This window comes from Mucilaginibacter xinganensis (genome assembly GCF_002257585.1).
GTDB lineage: Bacteria > Bacteroidota > Bacteroidia > Sphingobacteriales > Sphingobacteriaceae > Mucilaginibacter > Mucilaginibacter xinganensis.
Genome location: NZ_CP022743.1, coordinates 4996983 through 5017778 on the forward strand (window position 1 = coordinate 4996983; position 20796 = coordinate 5017778).

The 20796-nt window shown below is 43.0% G+C and carries 20 protein-coding genes; 11 read left to right on the forward strand and 9 right to left on the reverse strand.

Annotated features, from left to right (window positions below; all coding sequences use genetic code 11):
- Window positions 1-196: 196 nt before the first annotated feature.
- The 5 genes from nagA to rplM form a co-directional block, all read right to left on the reverse strand.
- Complete coding sequence (gene nagA, locus MuYL_RS21720; RefSeq protein WP_094572546.1) at window positions 197-1312, reverse strand: N-acetylglucosamine-6-phosphate deacetylase; 1116 nt, start codon at window positions 1310-1312, stop codon at window positions 197-199.
- Window positions 1313-1454: 142 nt separating this feature from the next.
- A complete protein-coding gene (gene tsf / locus MuYL_RS21725) occupies window positions 1455-2306 on the reverse strand; it encodes a translation elongation factor Ts (RefSeq protein WP_094572547.1) in 852 nt (283 codons plus the stop codon).
- A 97-nt stretch (window positions 2307-2403) separates the two neighbouring features.
- On the reverse strand, window positions 2404-3270 hold the full coding sequence (gene rpsB, locus MuYL_RS21730; RefSeq protein ID WP_094572548.1) for a 30S ribosomal protein S2: 867 nt from the start codon (window positions 3268-3270) through the stop codon (window positions 2404-2406).
- 18 nt (window positions 3271-3288) lie between these two features.
- Window positions 3289-3675: a 30S ribosomal protein S9 gene (gene rpsI / locus MuYL_RS21735; protein ID WP_094572549.1), complete on the reverse strand. Its 387-nt coding sequence runs from the start codon at window positions 3673-3675 to the stop codon at window positions 3289-3291.
- A 26-nt stretch (window positions 3676-3701) separates the two neighbouring features.
- Window positions 3702-4139: a 50S ribosomal protein L13 gene (gene rplM / locus MuYL_RS21740; protein WP_094572550.1), complete on the reverse strand. Its 438-nt coding sequence runs from the start codon at window positions 4137-4139 to the stop codon at window positions 3702-3704.
- Between the two features lie 545 nt (window positions 4140-4684).
- Here rplM and MuYL_RS21745 point away from each other — a divergent pair.
- The gene (locus MuYL_RS21745) at window positions 4685-7339 is read left to right on the forward strand and encodes a DUF5686 and carboxypeptidase-like regulatory domain-containing protein (protein ID WP_094572551.1); all 2655 of its coding nucleotides are present in this window, start codon (window positions 4685-4687) and stop codon (window positions 7337-7339) included.
- A gap of 81 nt (window positions 7340-7420) precedes the next feature.
- On the opposite strand, the gene MuYL_RS21750 is transcribed toward MuYL_RS21745, so the two are convergent.
- The gene (locus MuYL_RS21750) at window positions 7421-8602 is read right to left on the reverse strand and encodes a PAS domain-containing protein (protein ID WP_094572552.1); all 1182 of its coding nucleotides are present in this window, start codon (window positions 8600-8602) and stop codon (window positions 7421-7423) included.
- 388 nt (window positions 8603-8990) lie between these two features.
- Here MuYL_RS21750 and MuYL_RS21755 point away from each other — a divergent pair, with 388 nt between their 5' ends.
- Both MuYL_RS21755 and MuYL_RS21760 read left to right on the forward strand, forming a co-directional pair.
- Complete coding sequence (locus tag MuYL_RS21755; RefSeq protein WP_094572553.1) at window positions 8991-9473, forward strand: hypothetical protein; 483 nt, start codon at window positions 8991-8993, stop codon at window positions 9471-9473.
- 170 nt (window positions 9474-9643) lie between these two features.
- Window positions 9644-10108, forward strand: a complete 465-nt coding sequence (locus MuYL_RS21760) for a hypothetical protein (protein WP_094572554.1) — start codon at window positions 9644-9646, stop codon at window positions 10106-10108.
- Window positions 10109-10145: 37 nt separating this feature from the next.
- Here the strand turns inward: MuYL_RS21760 and MuYL_RS21765 are convergent, their stop codons facing one another.
- Window positions 10146-10694: a lipocalin family protein gene (locus MuYL_RS21765; protein ID WP_094572555.1), complete on the reverse strand. Its 549-nt coding sequence runs from the start codon at window positions 10692-10694 to the stop codon at window positions 10146-10148.
- Between the two features lie 29 nt (window positions 10695-10723).
- Window positions 10724-10963 (reverse strand): hypothetical protein, encoded by a 240-nt coding sequence (locus MuYL_RS21770; RefSeq protein WP_094572556.1) that lies wholly within the window; start codon window positions 10961-10963, stop codon window positions 10724-10726.
- Between the two features lie 83 nt (window positions 10964-11046).
- Here MuYL_RS21770 and MuYL_RS23380 point away from each other — a divergent pair, with 83 nt between their 5' ends.
- The 6 genes from MuYL_RS23380 (at window position 11047) to MuYL_RS21800 (ending at window position 18360) form a co-directional block, all read left to right on the forward strand.
- Window positions 11047-11139, forward strand: a complete 93-nt coding sequence (locus MuYL_RS23380; protein WP_157741101.1) for a DUF4287 domain-containing protein — start codon at window positions 11047-11049, stop codon at window positions 11137-11139.
- Between the two features lie 79 nt (window positions 11140-11218).
- Window positions 11219-12322, forward strand: coding sequence for an AI-2E family transporter (locus MuYL_RS21775; protein WP_245845684.1), 1104 nt, complete (start codon window positions 11219-11221; stop codon window positions 12320-12322).
- Window positions 12323-12414: 92 nt separating this feature from the next.
- The gene (locus MuYL_RS21780; RefSeq protein WP_094572557.1) at window positions 12415-13212 is read left to right on the forward strand and encodes an NIPSNAP family protein; all 798 of its coding nucleotides are present in this window, start codon (window positions 12415-12417) and stop codon (window positions 13210-13212) included.
- 244 nt (window positions 13213-13456) lie between these two features.
- Window positions 13457-15136, forward strand: a complete 1680-nt coding sequence (locus MuYL_RS21785; RefSeq protein WP_094572558.1) for a vitamin K epoxide reductase family protein — start codon at window positions 13457-13459, stop codon at window positions 15134-15136.
- Between the two features lie 871 nt (window positions 15137-16007).
- Window positions 16008-17159, forward strand: a complete 1152-nt coding sequence (locus MuYL_RS23555) for a TlpA family protein disulfide reductase (RefSeq protein ID WP_157741049.1) — start codon at window positions 16008-16010, stop codon at window positions 17157-17159.
- A 34-nt stretch (window positions 17160-17193) separates the two neighbouring features.
- Window positions 17194-18360: a TlpA family protein disulfide reductase gene (locus MuYL_RS21800; protein ID WP_094572561.1), complete on the forward strand. Its 1167-nt coding sequence runs from the start codon at window positions 17194-17196 to the stop codon at window positions 18358-18360.
- A gap of 59 nt (window positions 18361-18419) precedes the next feature.
- Here MuYL_RS21800 and MuYL_RS21805 read toward each other — a convergent pair whose 3' ends face one another.
- Complete coding sequence (locus MuYL_RS21805) at window positions 18420-19241, reverse strand: TerC family protein (protein ID WP_094572562.1); 822 nt, start codon at window positions 19239-19241, stop codon at window positions 18420-18422.
- Window positions 19242-19501: 260 nt separating this feature from the next.
- Between MuYL_RS21805 and MuYL_RS21810 the strand changes: the two genes are divergently transcribed.
- Both MuYL_RS21810 and MuYL_RS21815 read left to right on the forward strand, forming a co-directional pair.
- Window positions 19502-20077 (forward strand): TerD family protein, encoded by a 576-nt coding sequence (locus tag MuYL_RS21810; RefSeq protein WP_094572563.1) that lies wholly within the window; start codon window positions 19502-19504, stop codon window positions 20075-20077.
- A gap of 10 nt (window positions 20078-20087) precedes the next feature.
- Window positions 20088-20765, forward strand: a complete 678-nt coding sequence (locus MuYL_RS21815) for a TerD family protein (RefSeq protein WP_094572564.1) — start codon at window positions 20088-20090, stop codon at window positions 20763-20765.
- Window positions 20766-20796: the final 31 nt, after the last annotated feature.

Consider the following 20796-nt stretch of genomic DNA (forward strand, 5'->3'; position numbering starts at 1 on the left):
AATTGGTCAAAAATATAGAAATATAATCAGTGTTAAAATTTTATATCTACTTTGTTAAGTAATAGTGCTTTAAAAAGGCTAAACCATTATTGCCGCATGGGTAAGTGTGCCCATGTTGAGCTTTTAATCTGTTTCGCCCTCTTTCCCGCTTGCGGAAGAGAGGGTGAGCGGCAATTCTTGTTATTTTTTCTGTTAGTTATTTTTTTAAATATTCCCCTCTAAACACTGTTCCCAGCACCCGGAAATCAGCATCAAAAACAACCATGTCGGCGTCACAGCCGGCAGCAACCTTTCCTTTTTGGGGCAGTCCGGCTAGCTGGGCTGGGTATAACGATGCCATGTTAAGGGCTTCGGCCAGTTCTATGCCCACTTTTTCCACGCAGTTTTGCACCGCCTTTAACATCGTAAGGCACGACCCTGAAAGTGTGCCATCCGGCATTACGTAGCGGTCGCCGGTAAACTGGTGCTGATAGGTGCCTTCGGTAGCGGCTGTAACCGCATCGGTAATTAAAAACAGTTTGTCGCCCAGTTCGCGCTTCGCCAGTCGCACCATGGCAAAATCAACATGGATGCCGTCGGCAACAATGCTTGTGTAAGGGCGTTCCTCAAAAATAGCGGGAATGTAGCCCGGCTCGCGGTGATGCATTTGCGGCATGGCGTTAAAAAGGTGCGTTACCGCGGGGATGGGCTTGTTAAGAAATGCCTTCCCCTCGGCGTAAGTAGCATTGCTATGGCCCGAAGAAAGGATGATCCCCTGTGCTTGCAAATAGTCAATCACTTCCTGGTCCTGCAGTTCGGGGGCTATGGTCATCATTTTAATAACACCATCAGCCTGCTCCACCCACCGTTTCACTTCGGCAAGGGTGCCTTTTTTGATGAGGTTTGCCGGATGGGCCCCTTTTTTCACCGGGTTAAGATACGGCCCTTCCAGGTGCAGTCCCCAGAAATTCCCTCTACAGCGTTCGCGGTAAATCTTAGCCGATTCAATCCCTTGCTCCACAATGTCATTGGTATTGGTGCCTATGGTAGCGAAAAAGCCGGTGGTTCCCTGATTAAGCAGGTCGTTTTCCATGCGTTCCAGCGCATCCACTTCCGGTGTTCCCGCAAACAGTTTGCCGCCGCTGCCATAAATCTGCAGGTCAATTAAGCCGGGTGCAAGGTATGCGCCCTTAAGGTCAATCTGCTCAACACCATCAGGCATGGCGCTTTCATCGGTAATGGCAACAATTTGCCGGCCTGAAATTAAAACCACCTTGCCGGCGGTAATGCGGCCATCAGAAATGAGTTGAAGATTGTGAAGGGCTGTTATCATATAAATAAATCTTTGGACGCCTCACCTAAATCCTCTCCAAACGGGAGGACTTGAAAAAGCCTCATCGCTGAACCCTCTCTTTGAAGAGGGCAGGGTGAGGCAAAAAAAAATCCCCTTCGTTTTCACGAAGGGGATTAAATATTTAAGCTCCTAATGCAACCCGCTTAAAGGCGGTAACGGTTAGGCCTTTTTCAACGGTGCTCAAAAACTGGGCAACGTTTTTAGAAGGATCCTTAACAAACTCCTGGTTTAATAAGGTTGAGTCTTTGTAGAATTTATTCAGCTTGCCTAAAGAGATCTTTTCAACCATTTCTTCAGGTTTGCCTTCTGCACGGATCTGATCTTTCGCAATCTCAAGCTCGCGCTCAATAGTGGTTGAATCAATACCGTCTTTATCAATAGCAATCGGGTTCATCGCTGCAATTTGCATGGCAACGTCTTTACCTGCTTCATCAGCACCGGCAACAGCAGCGCTTAAGCCTACCAATACACCTAAACGGAAGTTACCGTGGATGTAAGCAACAACTTTTTCGCCTTCAACAACTGCGTATTTAGATACACCAATTTTTTCGCCAATTTTACCGGTTTTGTCAATAATAACGTCACCAATTTTAGCGGTGGTGCTGTCAACATCAATAGTCAAATCGTAAAGTGCTTCGATAGAAGCCGGCTTGGCTTCAACAGCTGTATTAGCTATCAGGTTGGCAAAAGCAATAAACTCAGCGTTTTTAGCCACAAAGTCAGTTTCGCAGTTAAGCTCGATAATTACACCGAACTTGCCATCGGCAGATGAACGTGCAATAACTACACCTTCATTGCTTTCACGGTCCTGGCGGCTTGCCGCAACTTTAGCACCTTTTTTTCTTAAAAAATCAATAGCAGCTTCAAAGTCGCCATTGGTTTCAGTTAAAGCTTTTTTGCAATCCATCATACCGGCACCAGTTTGCTGGCGCAGTTTGTTTACGTCGGCTGCAGATATTTGTACTGTAGACATTCTTTGTATGTTTTAAAGGGTTGTAAAAGTTGTAAAGGTTGTAAAAGTTATAAAGGTTTTAACACTTATAACATCTACAACCCTTACAACCTAAAAATTATTCTTCTGTTGATTCAGCAGTCGGGGTAGCATCTTCAACCGCAGCATCAGCTTCAACAGCTACTTTGCGGGTTCTTTTGCCTTCGGCAGCGCCAGAGCGGTCAACAATAGCTTCCGGAGCATCAGCTTTTGCTTTCGCAACGGCTGCTTCTTTTTCAGCTTCGTCTTCTTTCTCGCGTTTGCGCTCGTCCAAACCTTCAACAATTGCCTGTATAATAATACCGGTAATTAATGAGATTGATTTGGTAGCGTCATCATTCGCAGGGATAGGGAAGTCGATGTTTGAAGGATCAGAGTTGGTATCAACCATAGCAAATGTAGGGATGTTCAACTTTAACGCTTCTGAAACCGCGATGTGTTCTTTCTTAACGTCAATCAGGAACAATGCAGCAGGTAAACGGTTTAAGTCCGCAATACCACCTAACAAAGTTTCTAATTTAATACGCTCACGCTGTATCATCAGTCTTTCTTTTTTAGAAAGGTTGCTGTAAGTACCGTCTTTAGTCAATTTATCGATGTTTGACATCTTTTTGATCGACTTGCGAACCGTAGCAAAGTTGGTTAACATACCACCTAACCAACGTTCGGTTATGAAAGGCATGTTCACTGTTTTTGCGTACTCAGCAACAATATCTTTCGCTTGTTTCTTTGTCGCTACGAATAATACTTTACGTCCTGATTTTACAATCTGTTTTATAGCTGCAGCAGCTTCTTCAACCTTAGTTAAGGTTTTATTTAAATCGATGATGTGGATACCGTTACGCTCCATGAAAATGTACTGTGACATTTTCGGATCCCATTTGCGGGTAAGGTGACCAAAGTGTACACCTGCATCCAGTAAATCCTGATATGTTGTTCTTGCCATTTTGTTGTCCTCCTTAAATTATCGTTTACTGAATTGGAATCTCTTACGTGCTTTCTTGCGTCCTGGTTTTTTACGCTCAACCATACGGTCATCACGTGTCATCAGGCCTTTAGCGCGCAGTGAAGGTTTCTTTTCAGGATCGAGTTCAACAATAGCTTTCGCAATAGCTAAACGAACGGCCTCAGCCTGTCCTTTAACACCACCACCAGCAACGTTTGCTTTTACATCAAATTTACCGGCCGAGCCTGAAACTTCAGTGCTTTGGGTAACGATGTATTGTAAAGGCAATGTTGGGAAGTATTCTTTGTAATCTTTACCGTTAACGGTAATAGCACCGCTGCCATCTGTTAAGTAGATGCGTGCAACAGCTGTTTTTCTTCTGCCCGAAGTGTTTGTTGTTGGCATTTTTTCTTTTCTCCTTAAATTAAAAGTTAAATGGTTGTTGGGTTTTGTGCTTCATGAGGATGCTCAGCGCCTGCATATACATGCAAATTGCCAAACAATGCTTTGCCCAAACGACTTTTAGGTAACATACCACGCACCGCTTTTTCAATTACGCGTGTTGGATGCTTTGCCATTAACTCCTTAGGAGAAATGAAACGCTGACCACCTGGGTAACCAGTGTAAGAAACATACCGCTTATCGCTGAATTTGTTTCCGGTCAGTTTTACCTTGTCTGCATTGATAACTATAACATTATCGCCGCAGTCTACGTTCGGGGTGAAATCAGGCTTGGTTTTTCCACGGATGATCATGGCGATCTTCGTAGACAAGCGCCCCAAAATCTCGCCTTGTGCGTCAACAACAACCCATTGTTTGTTAACGGTTTTTTTGTTGGCTGAGACAGTTTTGTAACTTAACGTATTCACTTGCTTTAAATTAAATTAATTAAACGTTTATTATACCCCGCATTTTCGGGACTGCAAAGATACGCTTAATTGTTTCATTTGCAAATAGATTTTAAGTTTTATGATTGCGTTTAATAAGGTTGATTAAGTGGCCGTTTTTTTGCAGGCGTAGATGTGGGTAACCTGAAGTACCGGGCAAGCTAAATAAGCGTCGTTACGAATGAAGCAACCGCCATCAGTGGCAATCGGCACCTTTATACAGATGATGGCTTACAACCGCCTGAGTGGAGCCGGGGCCTACCCCCCCCCTGCCGCAAGAAATTTAGAGGGGCTACCTGATCACTCCGCGGCATACAGCTAATAATAGCAGTAAATAAAACAAAAATCCCGGTTTAATCATTTGTATATTAACAGGATGTGTGCTGATATTTTAAAGGCGGCTTCTTCAAAAACAAATCAGAATCAAAGTTTATCTTTGCAAATCTGTAAAAATCAAGCTTTTAATACTTTACCGCTTTATTATTACGTTTCTTTATTTCTAATTTACTTTTAACGCTACTTATAAATTGCTACTCATTTTTTGGATCTGTGCGGGCGTATTAACTTTTCAGGCGAAAAGGATTATCGGGTCGCTGACTGTTTTAAACGGAAAGCCACTAAAAATATTAAGCTGCCTTTGGCTATTGCTGGCGGCATTAAACGTTGCTGCGCAGCAAACCGACAGTGTTAAAAAGGCCGGCGGCGTTACACAGGTTACCGGCCAGGTTACAGATGCAGCAACCGGTCTGCCGCTGCCTTATATCAGTATAACCTTTACCGGTAGCCGCCAAGGCGTCAATACCGATAAGCTGGGCAATTTTAGGCTAAGTGCACAGGGCAATTTCAGCCAGGTAACCTTTTCGCATCTCGGTTACCTAAGCATTACAAAAACCATCCAGCCCGCGCAACTGAATGAGCTGGAGGTTAAACTGCACAGCAGCCAAACCCAGTTAAAAGAAGTTGCCATAACATCGGCCAAAAGGCAGCGCTACCGCAACAAGGGCAACCCTGCGGTTTCGCTCATCCAGCAGATCATCAACCATAAGGATGAAAACCGAATGGAAAGCTCAGACTACCTGCAATACGATCAGTATGAGCGCATCGGGTTAAGCTTTTTTAACCTGTCGCAAAAGTTCATCAATGGCAGCTTTTTCAGCAAATATAAATTCATGCTGGATACCACGCTGAAGATTAACGGGCAGGCACAAACCTCGCTCCCCGTTTATTTCAGCGAAAAGCTTTCGCAAAACTATTACCGCAAAGAGCCTTCAAAAACTATCCAGGTGCTGAATGCTCAAAAGCAGATCAACATCATCAAATTTGTAGATACCGCCGGGCTGGACGTTTACCTTAACCGGCTCTATGGCGACAACCTCGATATCTACTCCAACAATATTTTCATCATCACCAACCAGTTCCTGAGCCCCATAGCCAACCACGCGCCTGATTTTTATAAGTTTTTTATTACCGACACCATAAAAACCGCCACCGGCAAACTGGTTGAAGTAAGCTTTACCCCCCGCAACAAAGGCGACCTTTTGTTTGAGGGAAAACTGCTGGTTACCATGGATGGCCGCTACGCCGTACAAGCCTGTGAGCTGAATGTAAATAAGCAGATCAACATTAACTTTATGCGCAGCCTAAAGATCAGGCTTGATTTTGGGCAGTATCCAGGCGGGCGCTATTACCTTAATAAAAGTGATGTAACTGCTGATTTTGGCCTCTCAAAAACTAAAGGGCTGGGTGTTATTGGTGAGCGAACTGTATTTTACACCAATTACAAGCTAAACGCGCCGCAGTCTGCCCAGTTTTACGAGGGCAAAAGCCTGCAGATTGCACCAAACGTTAACCAGAATGATACTGCCTACTGGGCCAGCCACCGTACCGACACACTTAGCGGACAGCAGGCACAAGTTTATTCAAAGATCAGCCGACTGGAGCAAATGGCGTCGTTTAAGCGCACCATGTGGTTAGCCTCCACCTTTACCGGCGGATACGCCACCTTTGGCGGGCTGCAGGTTGGGCCTATTGGCCGGTTCTTCTCGTTTAACAGTCAGGAGGGTCTCCGTTTACAGCTGGGCGGCCGTACCACACCTCAATTTAACCCCTCCGTTTACCTGGAAGGGTACGGTGCTGTGGGCACTAAAGACAAGCTGGCAAAGTATAATCTTATTACCTACTTTTCATTAAATAAAACGCCTCCTTACCGTTTTCCAAATGATTATATCAGGGTAAGTTACCTGTACGACGTTGATGTACCGGGGCACAGTTTTGTGATCAACAACCGGCAGGCTGCACTATCTTCGTTCCATACCGGCAAAACGGATTACTGGCTTTACAGCCGCATTTTCAGGGTAAGTTATGTAAAGGATTTTGAAAATCATTTTTCATATAACCTTACTTTCCGCAACTGGAACCAGCAGGCCGCAGGCACCCTTGTTTACCAGTTTAACGATGCAAATAACACCGTTGTACACAACTTAACCACCACCGAGGCCGACCTGCATTTACGATACGCCCCGCACGAGCAAATTTTACAGGGTACCCAGGAGCGCCACACCATATACAGCAAATATCCCATTTTTGATGTTGATATTAACCATGGCTTTACCGGCATAATGAACGGCAGCTACGCCTATACAAATATCGGTGCAAATATTTACAAGCGTTTTTACTTTTCGCAGCTGGGTTATGCCGATGTAACGCTGATGGGCGGTTACCTGAGCGGCAAGGTGCCGTTCCCGCTGCTTAATATTAGCACGGCCAACCAGTCTATCGCTTATGATCCGGATGCTTACAACCGAATGAACTACCTGGAGTTTGTGAGCGATCATTACGTAGGATTAAACATTACTCAGGCATTCAACGGTTTTTTCCTGAATAAGATCCCCCTGGTAGAGCATCTGAAATGGCGCGAATATCTTTCGCTTAAAATTCTATACGGCGGCTTACGAAATGAGAATAATCCTTTATACTCCGCAAACCTGTATAAGTTCCCGGCAGCAGCCAACGGCGCCACCGGCACCTATGCCCTCGGCAGTACACCTTACATTGAGGCAGGCGCAGGCATTGGTAACATCTTTAAAATATTACGGGTTGATGTGATCAAAAGGTTTAACTACCTCAACCATCCAGGCACTTCGCCTTATGGCATCAAGTTTAGCTTTAGCCCTGACTTTTAGGGGAAGACATTGGATCAAGTTTTTGTTACCCTGAAGAGTTACGCAGAGCTACACTAAAGGATGAAAGCTTAATATTAACGCCTAACTTGCATTCAGGTGATTAAAATACTTAGCCTTGCCTGTATTGATTTTAAAGGATGAAATGTCTGTCGCAAAGATCAAAAGCCCGCCAACTTTACCCTTGCTTTGGTACCATGGCTTTATGTCCCACCGCAGCCATCCGTATGAGCCATCTACTTTTTCAAGGCATTCTTCCTCCAAATGGGTAACCGTTTTGTTTAAACACTCCGTAAATACTTTCTTATACATTACTTTAAGATCCGGCGAAATATCAAAAAGGCTTTTCCCTTTTATATCACAGGTGCCCAGTTTAAACACGGAATACCACAATTGACTGGCACCTAAGAATACAAAATCTGCGTTTACTACTGCCGCAGCGGTGGGGAGTTCTTCAATAAATTTCACGTATTGCCCGGGGTTAATTGCATTTTGTGGGTTTAAACTATTCACCTCCTCTTCTGCCTGTTGTTCCTTTTCCCTTAAAAACCTTTTATAGCAGGCACTGAAATTAGAAGGATTTGAAAAATTAAACTTCATCGCCATCTGCCCTTTATTGGCCAATCGCCGCGAAATATAATCGTGAGCAACCTCCATTTGCAAATTGCGATAGTAAATAAAAATAGTGGTGTGGTATGCTTTCTTAAATTCAGTTTTAAGTTTAGTTTCTGAAATAAAATATCTTTTTGCCAGCTTTACAATCCCGGGAAAACCGGTTAATATACTGGCCCTCAGGGCTCGTAAAACCGCCTCTAAAATGTAGTCAACAGAAGAATGATCATACGCATTTTCATTACTTAGCGGCTGCAGTTTGTTTTGGTTTACTAATATATCTGATCGCCTTACGTCAAAACTATATATAAAAAAACCAATAACAATGCCGTCCTCTATATCCGGGACATATTTGGTTCTCACCTTCTTCACCTCGCCCGAGGGTAATACAACCAGACACTCAAACTCCTGCAGCCTGCCCAGCAGAACCCTGTCTATGTATTCACGGCTGGTGCCATAAAGAAAAGGACCCAGAAGGTTTTGTAATGACATTTTTCCGACTATCTGATCCGGCATCTTCCCAAACCAGTACCAATGTGCATCATTGGCATAGCAATAGGAAAGCTCCGCATCGCAATAACCAATAATTGAATGTTCAGCATCAATTACTTTATACTTTAAAGTAAACAGGGTTAATTTTTGGTTTAATGGCACTAGATTAAGCTTTTGGTAAATAAAATGTCAGCATTCATTATAGTATTACTACTTCAACAAAATATAAAACCGGCTGTTATGCTATTAGGGTACTGTAAGGTACCAAGCAAACAATTAATGTTCACCCTGTTCCCGGTCAATTTATGCCTGTAAAAGGTCTGTCATTTCTAAAAAAACAAATCCGGGTCAACACATCCGCTTTACGCTAAAGGCTCAATACTTTTATGCCGCCCGTCTCTTATTCCAAACTGCGCCTCCTGACAGCCCGCTTCATCGCCATATATCCTTTAATAAAAAAAATGACCCTCAACAGGTACAATCAGACCTTTTACAGGTTTTCGTACGGGTTATTTACTTGTAAATTCAATTTATTCTAAAAAGAACGCAAATGACGTCAGCTCAGCAAATTGAAAGCCAGACAAATACACTAAAAACCACTGAATGGGATTTGTTGAAGATGAATTTCCAGGGGGAGTTAAACGGCCTTTATTACCGCAAAAAAAAACTGATCAATTTTTTTGACCTCTTATACAATATGGATGCGTTTTTCCCGGCAAAAATGCAGTTGCTAAAAGCCGGGGCGAAGCTAACAACTCAAATACGACTGTTGGAACGCCTTTCCGGCCTGGCTGATGAAGACATCCAGCTAGGCCAGTCGCCGGGGATGGATATGAACCTGATGGAGACATTTATCTCCAAATTAATGAAGAACGATGTCAATAAAAGCTACCTCGCTTTAATAGTTTACCTCAAAACCATCGAAAAAAATGATATTGACGCGGTAACAAAACTTGGCCATCTGGCTACCATCTTAAATTACCGCAACTTTCTTGTGTTCCTTAACCAGGCTTCTCTCATATTCCGTTATTAATACTTCTTTGTTGCCGCAACTGTTTTTCATTCGCCTCAATGGCAACCTAAAGGTTGCTCACATTAGGTGGTTTCCTGCCCCAAAACCGGGTTTTTAAATTCATCCCAAATAAAGAAGAAAATTTAAAATATTTTGAAGTGGCAATCGTCCTCCCTGCATAAACTGATCGTATGTATCTTATTCTGCTTGCCTTTCATTCACTGGTGCGCTGGTTTGTTTTAGCAAGCCTGCTTTTTGCTGTTTACCGTGCCTGCCGGGGCTTGTTTGGCAAAAAAAGTTATACAAATACTGATGAAAAAACCAGGATTGTTACTGCCACTATTGCACACATCCAGCTGGTATTAGGCCTGTGGCTGTATTTCATCAGCCCGGTTGTAAATTACTTTCTGCATAACTTTAAGAGTGCCGTACATGAACGGCAGATCCGCTTTTTTGGCATGGAGCATATCACAGTGATGTTAACGGCCATTGTACTTATTACCATTGGCTCAGCAAAGGCAAAACAGAAGGCAACCAGTCATGAAAAGTTTAAAACAATGGCTATTTGGTTTATCATAGCCCTTTTACTTATTCTTTCGTCTATTCCCTGGTCATTTTCTCCATTGATAAGCCGCCCGCTTTTCAGGGCTTTTTAATGAAACAGCAAGTATATTCCGAGATGCTCATATGCGATTAGTCGCGGTCTTGATTACCCCAAACCAGTTTACTGGTATCATACCCAAGGCCCGTCGCTTTTTCAAGGTAATCTTTTTTCACTTCCTCCGGGATAGTTTTTTCGCGCGACAGGATCCACAAGTAATCAAGATTATTGCCGGCTACCAGCGCATATTGGTATCGTTTGTCAATAGCGATAACGTTATACCCTGCATAAAAAGGGCCAAAAAACGAAACCTTTAGCCGCCCTTCTTTTAAGTCGCCTGCCAGGTTTGCCTTCCCAACGCTTTGCTTCCATTTATTTTTAACATAATCGTAGCCACGGTTATCAACTTTAATTAACCCGTCATCCCTAAGCGAATAAGTCGCTGTAACATTATCCAGGTTCTTTTCAAATTTAAAGTCGAGCCTGGCTATTTCATACCACTTCCCAAGGTATTTGTCTTTGTTAAAAGGCCTTACTGCTTTTGCTCCCTTGGGGATAGAGACACACGAAGTAAAATTAATTGCGATAGCCGCCGCTCCAACGCCCAGGGCCAATGCCAATTGCCAGTTTTTTATTTTCATATCTTTTTTATCGTTACCCTCATTACCGGTCAGAACATTCCCAATTCATTCTTGTTTTTATCCAGATAGCCCCACTCCTCATTTTCCTTTAATTTAGGATAAGGGCGGCGCGTGTCTTTTAATATGCAATACACCATCCATAAAAAAACAAACAACCATAACACCGCACCTATAGGAGCCAGTATTACCGGTACGTCAAGATTAATAACTACGGCGTATATTACCACATAAGCCGTAGCAAACAGTATAGCTGTTTTGGCCGGGAACATAATTGAGTTTTTTTAGTATAACCTTATACCCTGTATTTTGGTTTTATTGTGGTGCAAAAATTATCCGGCAATAGCTCCGGGGTATTTGCCTTAAGCATGATTTTGCGCTCGGACACGGCCACGCAATGGCAATTTATGCTTTGTTAAAAGGCATAAAGAACGACGACAGTAATTAATAACGGTACTTAAAGCAAAGCGATAAATTATTTTTAAAACAAATACGCCTTCAAACGTATTCACTCATAAAATATTTTCATGTCTATAAAAATCAAAGATCAGCCTTTCTATATCCAAAGCACAGCAGTTTTGCTCGGGATTGTGTTATTGATCTATATCATGTCGCTGCTTACAGATATTTTGGTGCCACTGGCGTTTGCTGCTTTTTTTGCCATCCTGCTCAACCCGCTTTGCAATTGGTTACAACAGCATAAAATAAACCGGGCATTATCAATTGTTATGGCCATGCTGCTGGCTATTTTCGTGGTAGCCGGCGTATTTTACTTCCTTTCCACACAGGTTATTCAATTCGGCGAGGCGCTGCCCATGCTCGAGAAAAAGTTCTCCCTTATCACTATTCACTTTAAAGAGTGGGTGGCCGGCAGCTTTAAGATCTCCGTTGAAAAGCAGGATCAGATGATTAAAGACACCCTGAACAACAGCCAGGCCATAGTAGGTAAAACTTTAAACGGCGTTTTAGGCACGCTGGGCATCATTTTCCTGCTGCCGGTTTATATTTTCTTTATGCTGCTGTATAAAACACTGATCCTTAATTTTTTGTACGAAGTATTCTCTGAAGAGAACTCAAAAAAAGTAGGCGAAATTTTAAGCGAAACCAAAGGCGCTATCCAAAGCTATATTGTGGGGCTTTTAATTGAAACAACCATTGTAGCCATTTTAAATTCAACGGCGCTGGTATTGCTCGGTATTAAATACGGCATCCTTATTGGCTGCATTGGTGCCATATTGAACCTTATCCCCTACCTGGGCGGCATCATAGCTATTGCCTTACCGGTTTTAATGGCAACCGTAACAAAGGATGGGTACTCATCGCAGCTGGGCGTAATTATAGCCTACATAGTGATCCAGTTTATTGACAACAATATCCTTGTCCCGCGTATCGTATCCTCAAAAGTGCAGATCAATGCATTAATGTCCATTATAGTAGTATTACTTGGCAACCAGTTGTGGGGATTGTCGGGCATGTTTTTATCCATCCCTTTTATTGCGGTCTTAAAAATAATTTTTGACCGGATAGACGACCTCAAACCCTGGGGACGTTTACTGGGCGACAACATCCCCACCCGGCATCTCGGCGAAAAGTGGCGGAACAGGAGAACTAAAAGTATTGTTTCATCATAACATACAGGTAAAATCAGCGGTGCCACAAACGTGACCCTGGTGTAAATATTAAATTTTAATAGCATCTTAGCTAACCAAATTTAACCCCCATCATGAAAAGACGTTCGTTTGTAAAGTCCTCAATTATTGGCGGCGCGGCTGCTGCAGCCCTGCCCGCTTTAAGTACTGCCAACGCTATGAATAATCCGGTAACCGAAACAGAATATTATGAACTGCGGGTTTATAATTTAAAAGACGATGCACAGCAAAAACTGGTTGAAACTTATTTAAAAGACGCGGCCATCCCCGCGTTAAACCGCCAGGGTGTAAAACACGTTGGGGTGTTCACCGAAATGAAACCCACCGGGCAAACAAAGATCTTTACACTTACAGCCTACAATAGCCTCGATCATTTCAGCAAGGCTACCGACGGACTGGAAAAGGACGCGCAGTTTAAGGCCCGCGGCGCCGCTTATCTAAATGCCCCGGCAACACAACCTGCTTACGAGCGCATTGAAAGTTCGTTATTAAAGGCATTTAAACACTTCCCTGCCCTTACCGCTCCTCAAAAAAAGACGCGAATTTTTGAATTGCGCCAATACCAGAGCGCCAGCGAAGCTGCCGGCAAAAAAAAGATTGAAATGTTTAACGACCAGGGCGAGATTGACATTTTTAAGCGCCTGGGTTTTAACCCGGTTTTTTGGGGCGAAACTATAATTGGTGCGCAAAGGCCCAACCTGACCTATATGATCACGTTTGATGACTTGGCTGCAAAAGAATCGCACTGGAAAGATTTTGTGAACGATACCCAGTGGCACGAAATAAGCGCAGTACCTGATTATGCCGATGCCCTGCTGGTGAACAAAATAACCTCAACCATGCTGGTGCCAGCTGATTTTTCGCAGATCTGATTAAGCGGCAGAACTGTTTTCAAGTTTCCTTATTGCGCTGATTGTATTCATGCAGCGCTACGGAAAAATGAACGCCCCGATTTAACCGATCCGGGGCTTTTTTGTGTTTGATAGCGACGCAGCTCCAAAGCTTAATGTAATTTATCGCAAATCATTAAAAATATTTCCTTAAAGAAATTTTAAAAAAAAAATTTCTTTAAGTGATTAATTTTATAATTTAGAGGCAACAACCTAACCCATATCAATGCAACGCTTTATCTCTAATCTATTTGAACCGAAGACCAACGGCCCCGAAACAGCTGCACTGCTTGCTGCTTTACTCAGCGTAGATGTATCGGCTACGACACTCAGAAAAGATATTGAAGAACATCCCGACAACCCAAGCCTGCTAAGCATCAGTGATGTGCTGAACAGTTACGGCATTGAAAACCTGGCTATAAAGACTGATGCCGGTAAGCTGTCCGAGATTCCGCTTCCGTGCATAACCCAGATACAGGCAACCGGAGCCGACTTCAAGTACTTTACCGTAGTGAAGGAGATAACCGACAGCCAGGTGCGGTTTTTCGATTCGGAAAAGCACCAGTGGACAGCCATTGCCAAAGATGATTTTGCAAGCAGATTTTCGGAAATTGTGTTACTGGCTCAAGCCGGGGAAAAGGCGGGCGAAAAGGACTATGCAGAGAAAATAAAAACGGAAAAAAGGGTGCGCCTGGGGCAATATATTTTAACTTTATGCTTACCCGCACTGCTGCTTTCCGCCGGGATATTGGCGTTTGCGCAAGTTGGCAGCGGTGCCGTGCTACCCTTCATATTTTCAGTCTTTACGTTGGCGGGCTGCGCCATCAGTACCTTGTTGCTATGGTATGAAGTCGATCAGTACAACCCGGCTTTGCATCAAATATGCAGTTCCGGAACCAAGGTAAATTGCGGGGCGGTGCTGCAATCAAAAGCGGCTAAAATTGCAGGCATCAGTTGGAGTGTTGTTGGATTCAGCTATTTTATGGGGTTGTTATTGCTGCCGCTGTTTTTGGGACTGGCCAGCCCGGTAACGCTATTTACGGCAAGCTGGGGCAATGCACTGGCGCTGCCCTATATTTTTTTTTCCATTTATTATCAATGGCACATTGTCAAACAATGGTGCATGCTGTGCCTCGGCGTACAGGGGCTGCTTGCCTTGCAATTTGCAGCTGCGCTTATCGGCGGCTGGCACGGTATCATGCCGTTTAGCACACTGTTTACACCCGTAGTATTTTTGCAAGCCCTTGCGGCTTTTGCCATACCGCTTATAGTAAGCGCCATACTATTGCCTGCACTGCAAAAGGCGAAAGAAAGCAAAGAACTTACTATCAAGCTACAAAAACTGAAGCACAACAGGCAGGTATTTGAAGCCCTGCTGCCAAAACAGAAAGAAGTAACCGCAGTTCCGGCAGGCCTGGGCATTACTTTGGGCAACCCCAATGCCGCCTATAAGTTGATTAAGGTGTGCAATCCCTACTGCACCCCCTGCGCAAAGGCGCACCAACCCATGGAGGACTTGTTAGATAACAACCCCGACGTGCAGGTGCAGATATTGTTTGTTGCAACCAATGACGAACACGATAATAGAACTCCGCCGGTTAAGCACTTACTGGCCATTGCCGAAACAGGTAACGAAACCGTCACCAAGCACGCGCTGGACGATTGGTATTTTGCAGAAACGAAAGACTACGGGCAGTTTGCGGGCAAGTACCCGATGAATGGCGAACTGAACCGGCAAGCCCCCAAGATAGCCGAAATGAAGGCGTGGTGCGACAGCACAAAAATAGAATTTACCCCAACCTTTTTCGTCGCCCTTGCCAGTGACGAAAGCAACGGACAGGCAACATATTATCAGTTACCCGAAATGTACAGCGTAAGTGATCTAAAGTACTTTTTCACCGTGTAGAAAAACGCCCATGCCAGGAATTCCCCGGGCAATAAAAAAGGAGGTAACGCAAAATACACCATGTAATCATTTAACAAAGCCACATACTGCGTGGCTGATATTCGTGCAGCTAATAAAACTATTACTTAAAACCATTAAATTTAAAAAGACTATGAAAGAGTTAAGATTAAAAGCGCTTGCGATAGGCGGTGCAGAAGTACTTACAAGAGCACATATGAAAAATGTATTGGGTGGCTACATGCCGGTTCCACCAGCAGGATCACCTGGTGGAAACAATGGAAACCCTTGCGCTAATGGAGGCTGTTCTACCATATGCAGCAGTACTTCATCTGGCGGTGACACATATAATAGTTACGGCTCATGCTCTTCCTCTACCGGAGGAACAACATGTCACAATTATTGCTGTGCAAATGCTGCAACTCAGGCAACATATTGGTGTTAATAATTTAAATTGGGCTTGTACACATTCCTCAACAATAAATTGGAAGGGTAAGTACAGGCCCTAAATGAAATCTTCATTTTCAATATAGCTATCATTATGGGTTTATTAAAATTATTGACATTTTTATCTCTATCTTCCATGATTACAACTTGTAATTCGCAAGGGACAAGTTCTTCGAAAAAATCAATCGGGAAAAACAGTTATAATACCGTAATTGTCATCAATCTAAAAAAAAAATCAGACCGCTTTTTTACCTCGTTTGGCCAATATGACCCCTATAGATTAACAGACAATTTGATTGCACCGCCGGTTAATACAACTGACACAGCCGATGATCTCAAAAAAGTTATAAGATTTAATATAAATAATCCCAAATTACTGACAATAGGCTTTAGCGAATTTTATATAGCACCGGGGGATAGTGTCAATATGAATTTTGAAACATTAATACAAACTAAATTTGATTATAAAGATTCCACCCACATCAATTCCGGCAACGTCTTTTTTACGCTCTACAACGGGCATCCTCAACCTCAGATCGACGCCTACCGGGCTAATTTTTCTGCAGCTTTAAATCATATAGGCACCCGAAACGGCCTGGACATTTTTTTATCAGAAAAGCATATTCATCAACTCGCCGATTCGTACGCCAGATTAATCTTAAAGGAATTTCCAAACATTAAAGCTGATGAAAAACTGTCAAATGAAATAAAAAAATACTGTTACATAAACGTTACCCGGTTCCTGATTTACGACCTCTGTCTATCTTACAAAAAACCCACCAAAAACCCTGAAATTAAAAACAACATCGCAACAAATGTCAACAGGATCATTACAGGATATCATTCACAAAAAGACTTGTTCAGTTCACCTGATTACTGGATGCCCTATTCCAGGGCTTATTTTTTTTATAAAGATGCTTTGAAATTAGATTACAACGGAATAATCGAAAAATTCGATCATTGTAATGATACAGTCAAACAATACATAATACTCCGTTGCTTCAGAGATGGGATCACTGGCATGCAAAAAGTTAATGGATCATTCAGCTATGCCTTGGAAAAATTTACGTACCCGCCTTTTAAGGAAGCCGCTTTAAAATATCTGAGTGACCCCAATTTAGGCAGCCAGATTTCCCGTAATTTAAACAGCACATTAAGAAACACAGAAATATTTGACACCAACGATAAGAAGCTTCAATACTTAGATGTATTCAAAACCAGTACTCAATCCTACATTTTATTTGATTTTTGTGGTACCTGGTGCAAACCTTGTTTAGACGAAATCGCCCAATATTCCCAAAATCAACATTTAGATAATTCTGCAAAAGTAAAACCAATATGGCTGTTTTTTGAAAACGATAAAACGAAATGGATAGCTGTTATAGAAAAGTATCATCTAAAAAAAGAGAATTGTTTTATCATACTCGATAAGGGGTTTATTAATGAATTTGCCAAAAGTTTTAATTGGGCACAAGAGTTTCCGCATCATTTTCTTTTTACTAAAGAAGGCGAAATGATTGATGAAAAGGCAGCCTCATTAAATGAATTTAACGAAGATGAATTAAAAACAAACAGATAAAGCTCAGCGGCATGACAAAGCATCAGATATATTTATGCAATCAAAAATTCTATTGTTGCTCCTTTTCTGTATGATAGCGCTCATTGCACGGGCGCAAAACGATACAACGCTTAAATTTACCGACTTGCAAAAAGACTCGTCCGTTAAAGTTGACAGTGTAAAAAAAGACACTTCAGCTGTCCGCAACTTAGGTGACCCCGCCCCACCTTTGCGCGTTCGGGAGTGGATTAAAGGAACACCTGTTACAAGTTTTGAAAAAGGCAAGGTGTACGTAGTTGAGTTTTGGGCAACCTGGTGCGCTCCCTGTGTTGCCTCCATGCCCCATCTTTCGGCTTTAGCCCGCAAATATAAAGGCAGGGTCACTTTTTCAGCCGTCAGTGTGCATGAAGATCGAGGAACCAGAGGCGCTACCGCAGAAAAACTCAAGGCTTTTGTTGAGGGAATGGGTAATAAAATGGATTTCAATGTAGCTTCGCAAGACACCAGTTTTACCGTACGTGACTGGTTGGAAGCGTATCATCGGGACTATATTCCCGCTACCTTTGTGGTAGATGGCCAGGGAAGAGTCGCCTGGATCGGCCACCCGCTCAAACTCGATACCGTTTTAAAGAAAATAATAAAGAACACATGGGATATTGAAGCGGAATCGTCAAGAAGAAAATATGCAGATAGCAGTCAGAAATATTTAGAAATTTTGGATGATACGGTAGCGTCCCTGGTGCGCCATTATAAGGGAAAGTATTCCGACCTGAATGATTTGGGTTTCCCCGATTCTACCCTGATGGTAGTTGAAAAGATGGTTAAACAGGAACCGAAGTTGAAATATGCGCCTTGGACGGCTAAATATACTTTTACTGCGCTACTCAGAGCCGACCCCAACAAGGCTTATGAGTTCGGCAAGCAGGCCATGGCATCTCCATACGCATGGTACGCTTACACCAGCATTATTGACGACATAAAGGACGATTCGCGCAAATTGACTACTCCGAAGGAAATTTACCTGTTAGGCGCTGAATGCTATCAGGCTAAAATCGACCGCTCGCCGCCGTATTCATCAATTGATGATATGGCAAAGCTGCACCACGAAATGGCGGACTGGTACAGACGGGGAGGCGATAAAGTAAAGGCTATCGCAGCAGAGAAAAAAGCCATTAAACTGTGGGAAAAGGAACTCAAAACAGTTAAAAAAGTGTTAGAATAACAACGCCCGGCTCTATTTAAATAAAGCCGGGCGTTTACGATCATAATTTTTCAGAACCCTTAGCTCCTGTCCAGCACGTCCTCTGCTTCTTCAGCTATTTCCGGTTTCATTATATTCCGTTTCGGGAAATTGAACAGGATAGAAGTAAGCACCGGGATCACGAAAATAGCTACCGTAAATATGGATACAAAAACATCCACATGTTTACCTTCAAGCATTTCGGCCGCCGGTGTGCCGGGATAAAAATGGGTGTATAATGAAACCGAAAGCTTAATGCCCAATACCCCGATCACTATAAAAGCAACCGTTTCTAAAAAGGTAAATTTCTCCATCAGCTTTACAAAAGCCTGCGCTACAAAACGCATAGCCAGGATGCCTATAAAAACACCGGTATATATTAAAAATACGTGATCGGTAAATGCTACCGCTGCAAACACGTTGTCAATAGAAAAGGCAAGGTCCATCAATTCCACAAGCGCCACTGTTGACCAAAATACCCCAAACATGCCTACCGTTGAGCGGTAAAGCCAGTTCTGGCTCTTGTCTATCGATTCAGCCTCGCCGCCATTATTGGCCGCCTGAATTTTTCCTTTAAAATAGTTAAAGCTAAGGTAAAGCAGGTAAAAGCCGCCTATTGGTTTTAGCCACCAGATCTTAACAAGCCACGCTGCCAAAAACAAACAAACGCCCCGCAGCACATAAGCACCTATAATTCCATAACGCAGCGCTTTATTGCGCTGGTGCTTTGGCAAATCCAATACCATAGTAGCCAGCACAGCGGCATTGTCAACAGAAAGCAGGCTTTCTATCAATATTAAGTTGAGTATCACCAGCAAGCCCGCCTGTATATCTTCCCCCAGTAATTTGTGTAATAAGTCCATAGTTACAATTATAGTTATAAAGCCGTTATCAGGGGTATTTCAAAAGTCCCCTAAGATATAAATTAAAAATATTCCGGCCCCTGTTTACCGTTATATTAAGTAGCACAACAGCTATTTGATGCCAAAATCATTAAATTATTACAATAATTTATTTATATCGGTAGTTGTTAAATACTGTAACTTAGTTCAACAATTTAAATCAAATCACTGCGTCAAATTCACAACAGGCGCATCCGTAATAAAAGATATATACTACTACAATGGCTATCAATTTACAAAAAGGACAGAAAATAGATATCGGCTTATCTAAAATGACAGTGGGTTTGGGCTGGAACCCGAACGAAGGTACAGGATACGAATTTGACCTGGATGTGTCGGCAATAATGATAGATGCCAACCGCTTTGTTCCTGCAGATGAATTCTTTGTTTTTTATAATAATGTCGATTCGCCCGACGCGGCTGTTCACCATACCGGCGATGACCCGTCAGGCGGCAACAGCGATGGCGGCGATGACGAATCCATTAATATCGATCTTACTAAGGTGGATTCGAAGATCCAGGAAATACTTTTCGTGGTTACCATTCATGAAGCGCAGCCCCGCCGGCAAAACTTTGGGCAGGTGCGCGATTCCTATATCCGCATCATCGACGATCTTACCGGCAACGAAGTTTGCAAGTATGAGCTCGGCGAAGATTTTTCAATTGAAACTGCCATTGAGTTTGGCCGTTTATACAGGCGCAATGGCCAGTGGAAGTTCGAAGCTTCCGGCGTGGGTTATAAAGAGGATCTTGCCTTCTTTTTAAGCAAGTATTTTAAAGGACAAATTATAAAATAAGAAAAATATTATGGCTATAAACCTGGTAAAAGGTCAAACTATTGACCTTAGGAAAAATGACGGCGGCGAAAATTACGACCTGTCGTCGGTTACTATTGGCTTGGGATGGGACGTTAGGCAAACCAAAAGCAGCGGCTTTTTAGGCAAACTTTTTGGCGGCGGAGAGGAAGAAACCGAGTATGATTTGGATGCTATTGCTTTCCTTCTTGATAAAAACGGCAAAGTGGCCAACATGGGCCGTACTACCCAAACCAGCAGCGGCAAAACCATCAGCCTTTATGAAGGTGACGTGATCTATTTCAACTCCATGAAACATCCCTCAGGTAATATCTGGCTTACAGGCGATAACCGCACAGGTGCCGGTGATGGTGATGATGAGCAGATAATTGTAAAGCTTGACGCGCTTGACCCAAAGTTCGACAGGATCCTTTTTATTGTGGCCATTTACCAGGGCCGCAAAAACAACCAGCATTTTGGCATGGTTGATAATGCATTTATACGGGCGGTTGACAACCGGGGCAAAGAGATTGCAAAATTCAGCCTCTCCGGCGATGCCACCTATAATGGCATGTGCTCCATGACCTTTGCCGAAGTTTATCGCAGGGATGGTTCGTGGAAGTTCAGGGCAATTGGCGATCCGCATCCCACTGATAATTTCCTGGAGATTTTAAAGAACTATAAAGCTTAATTTGAAGCTGCTTTACGCCGAAGATCATTAG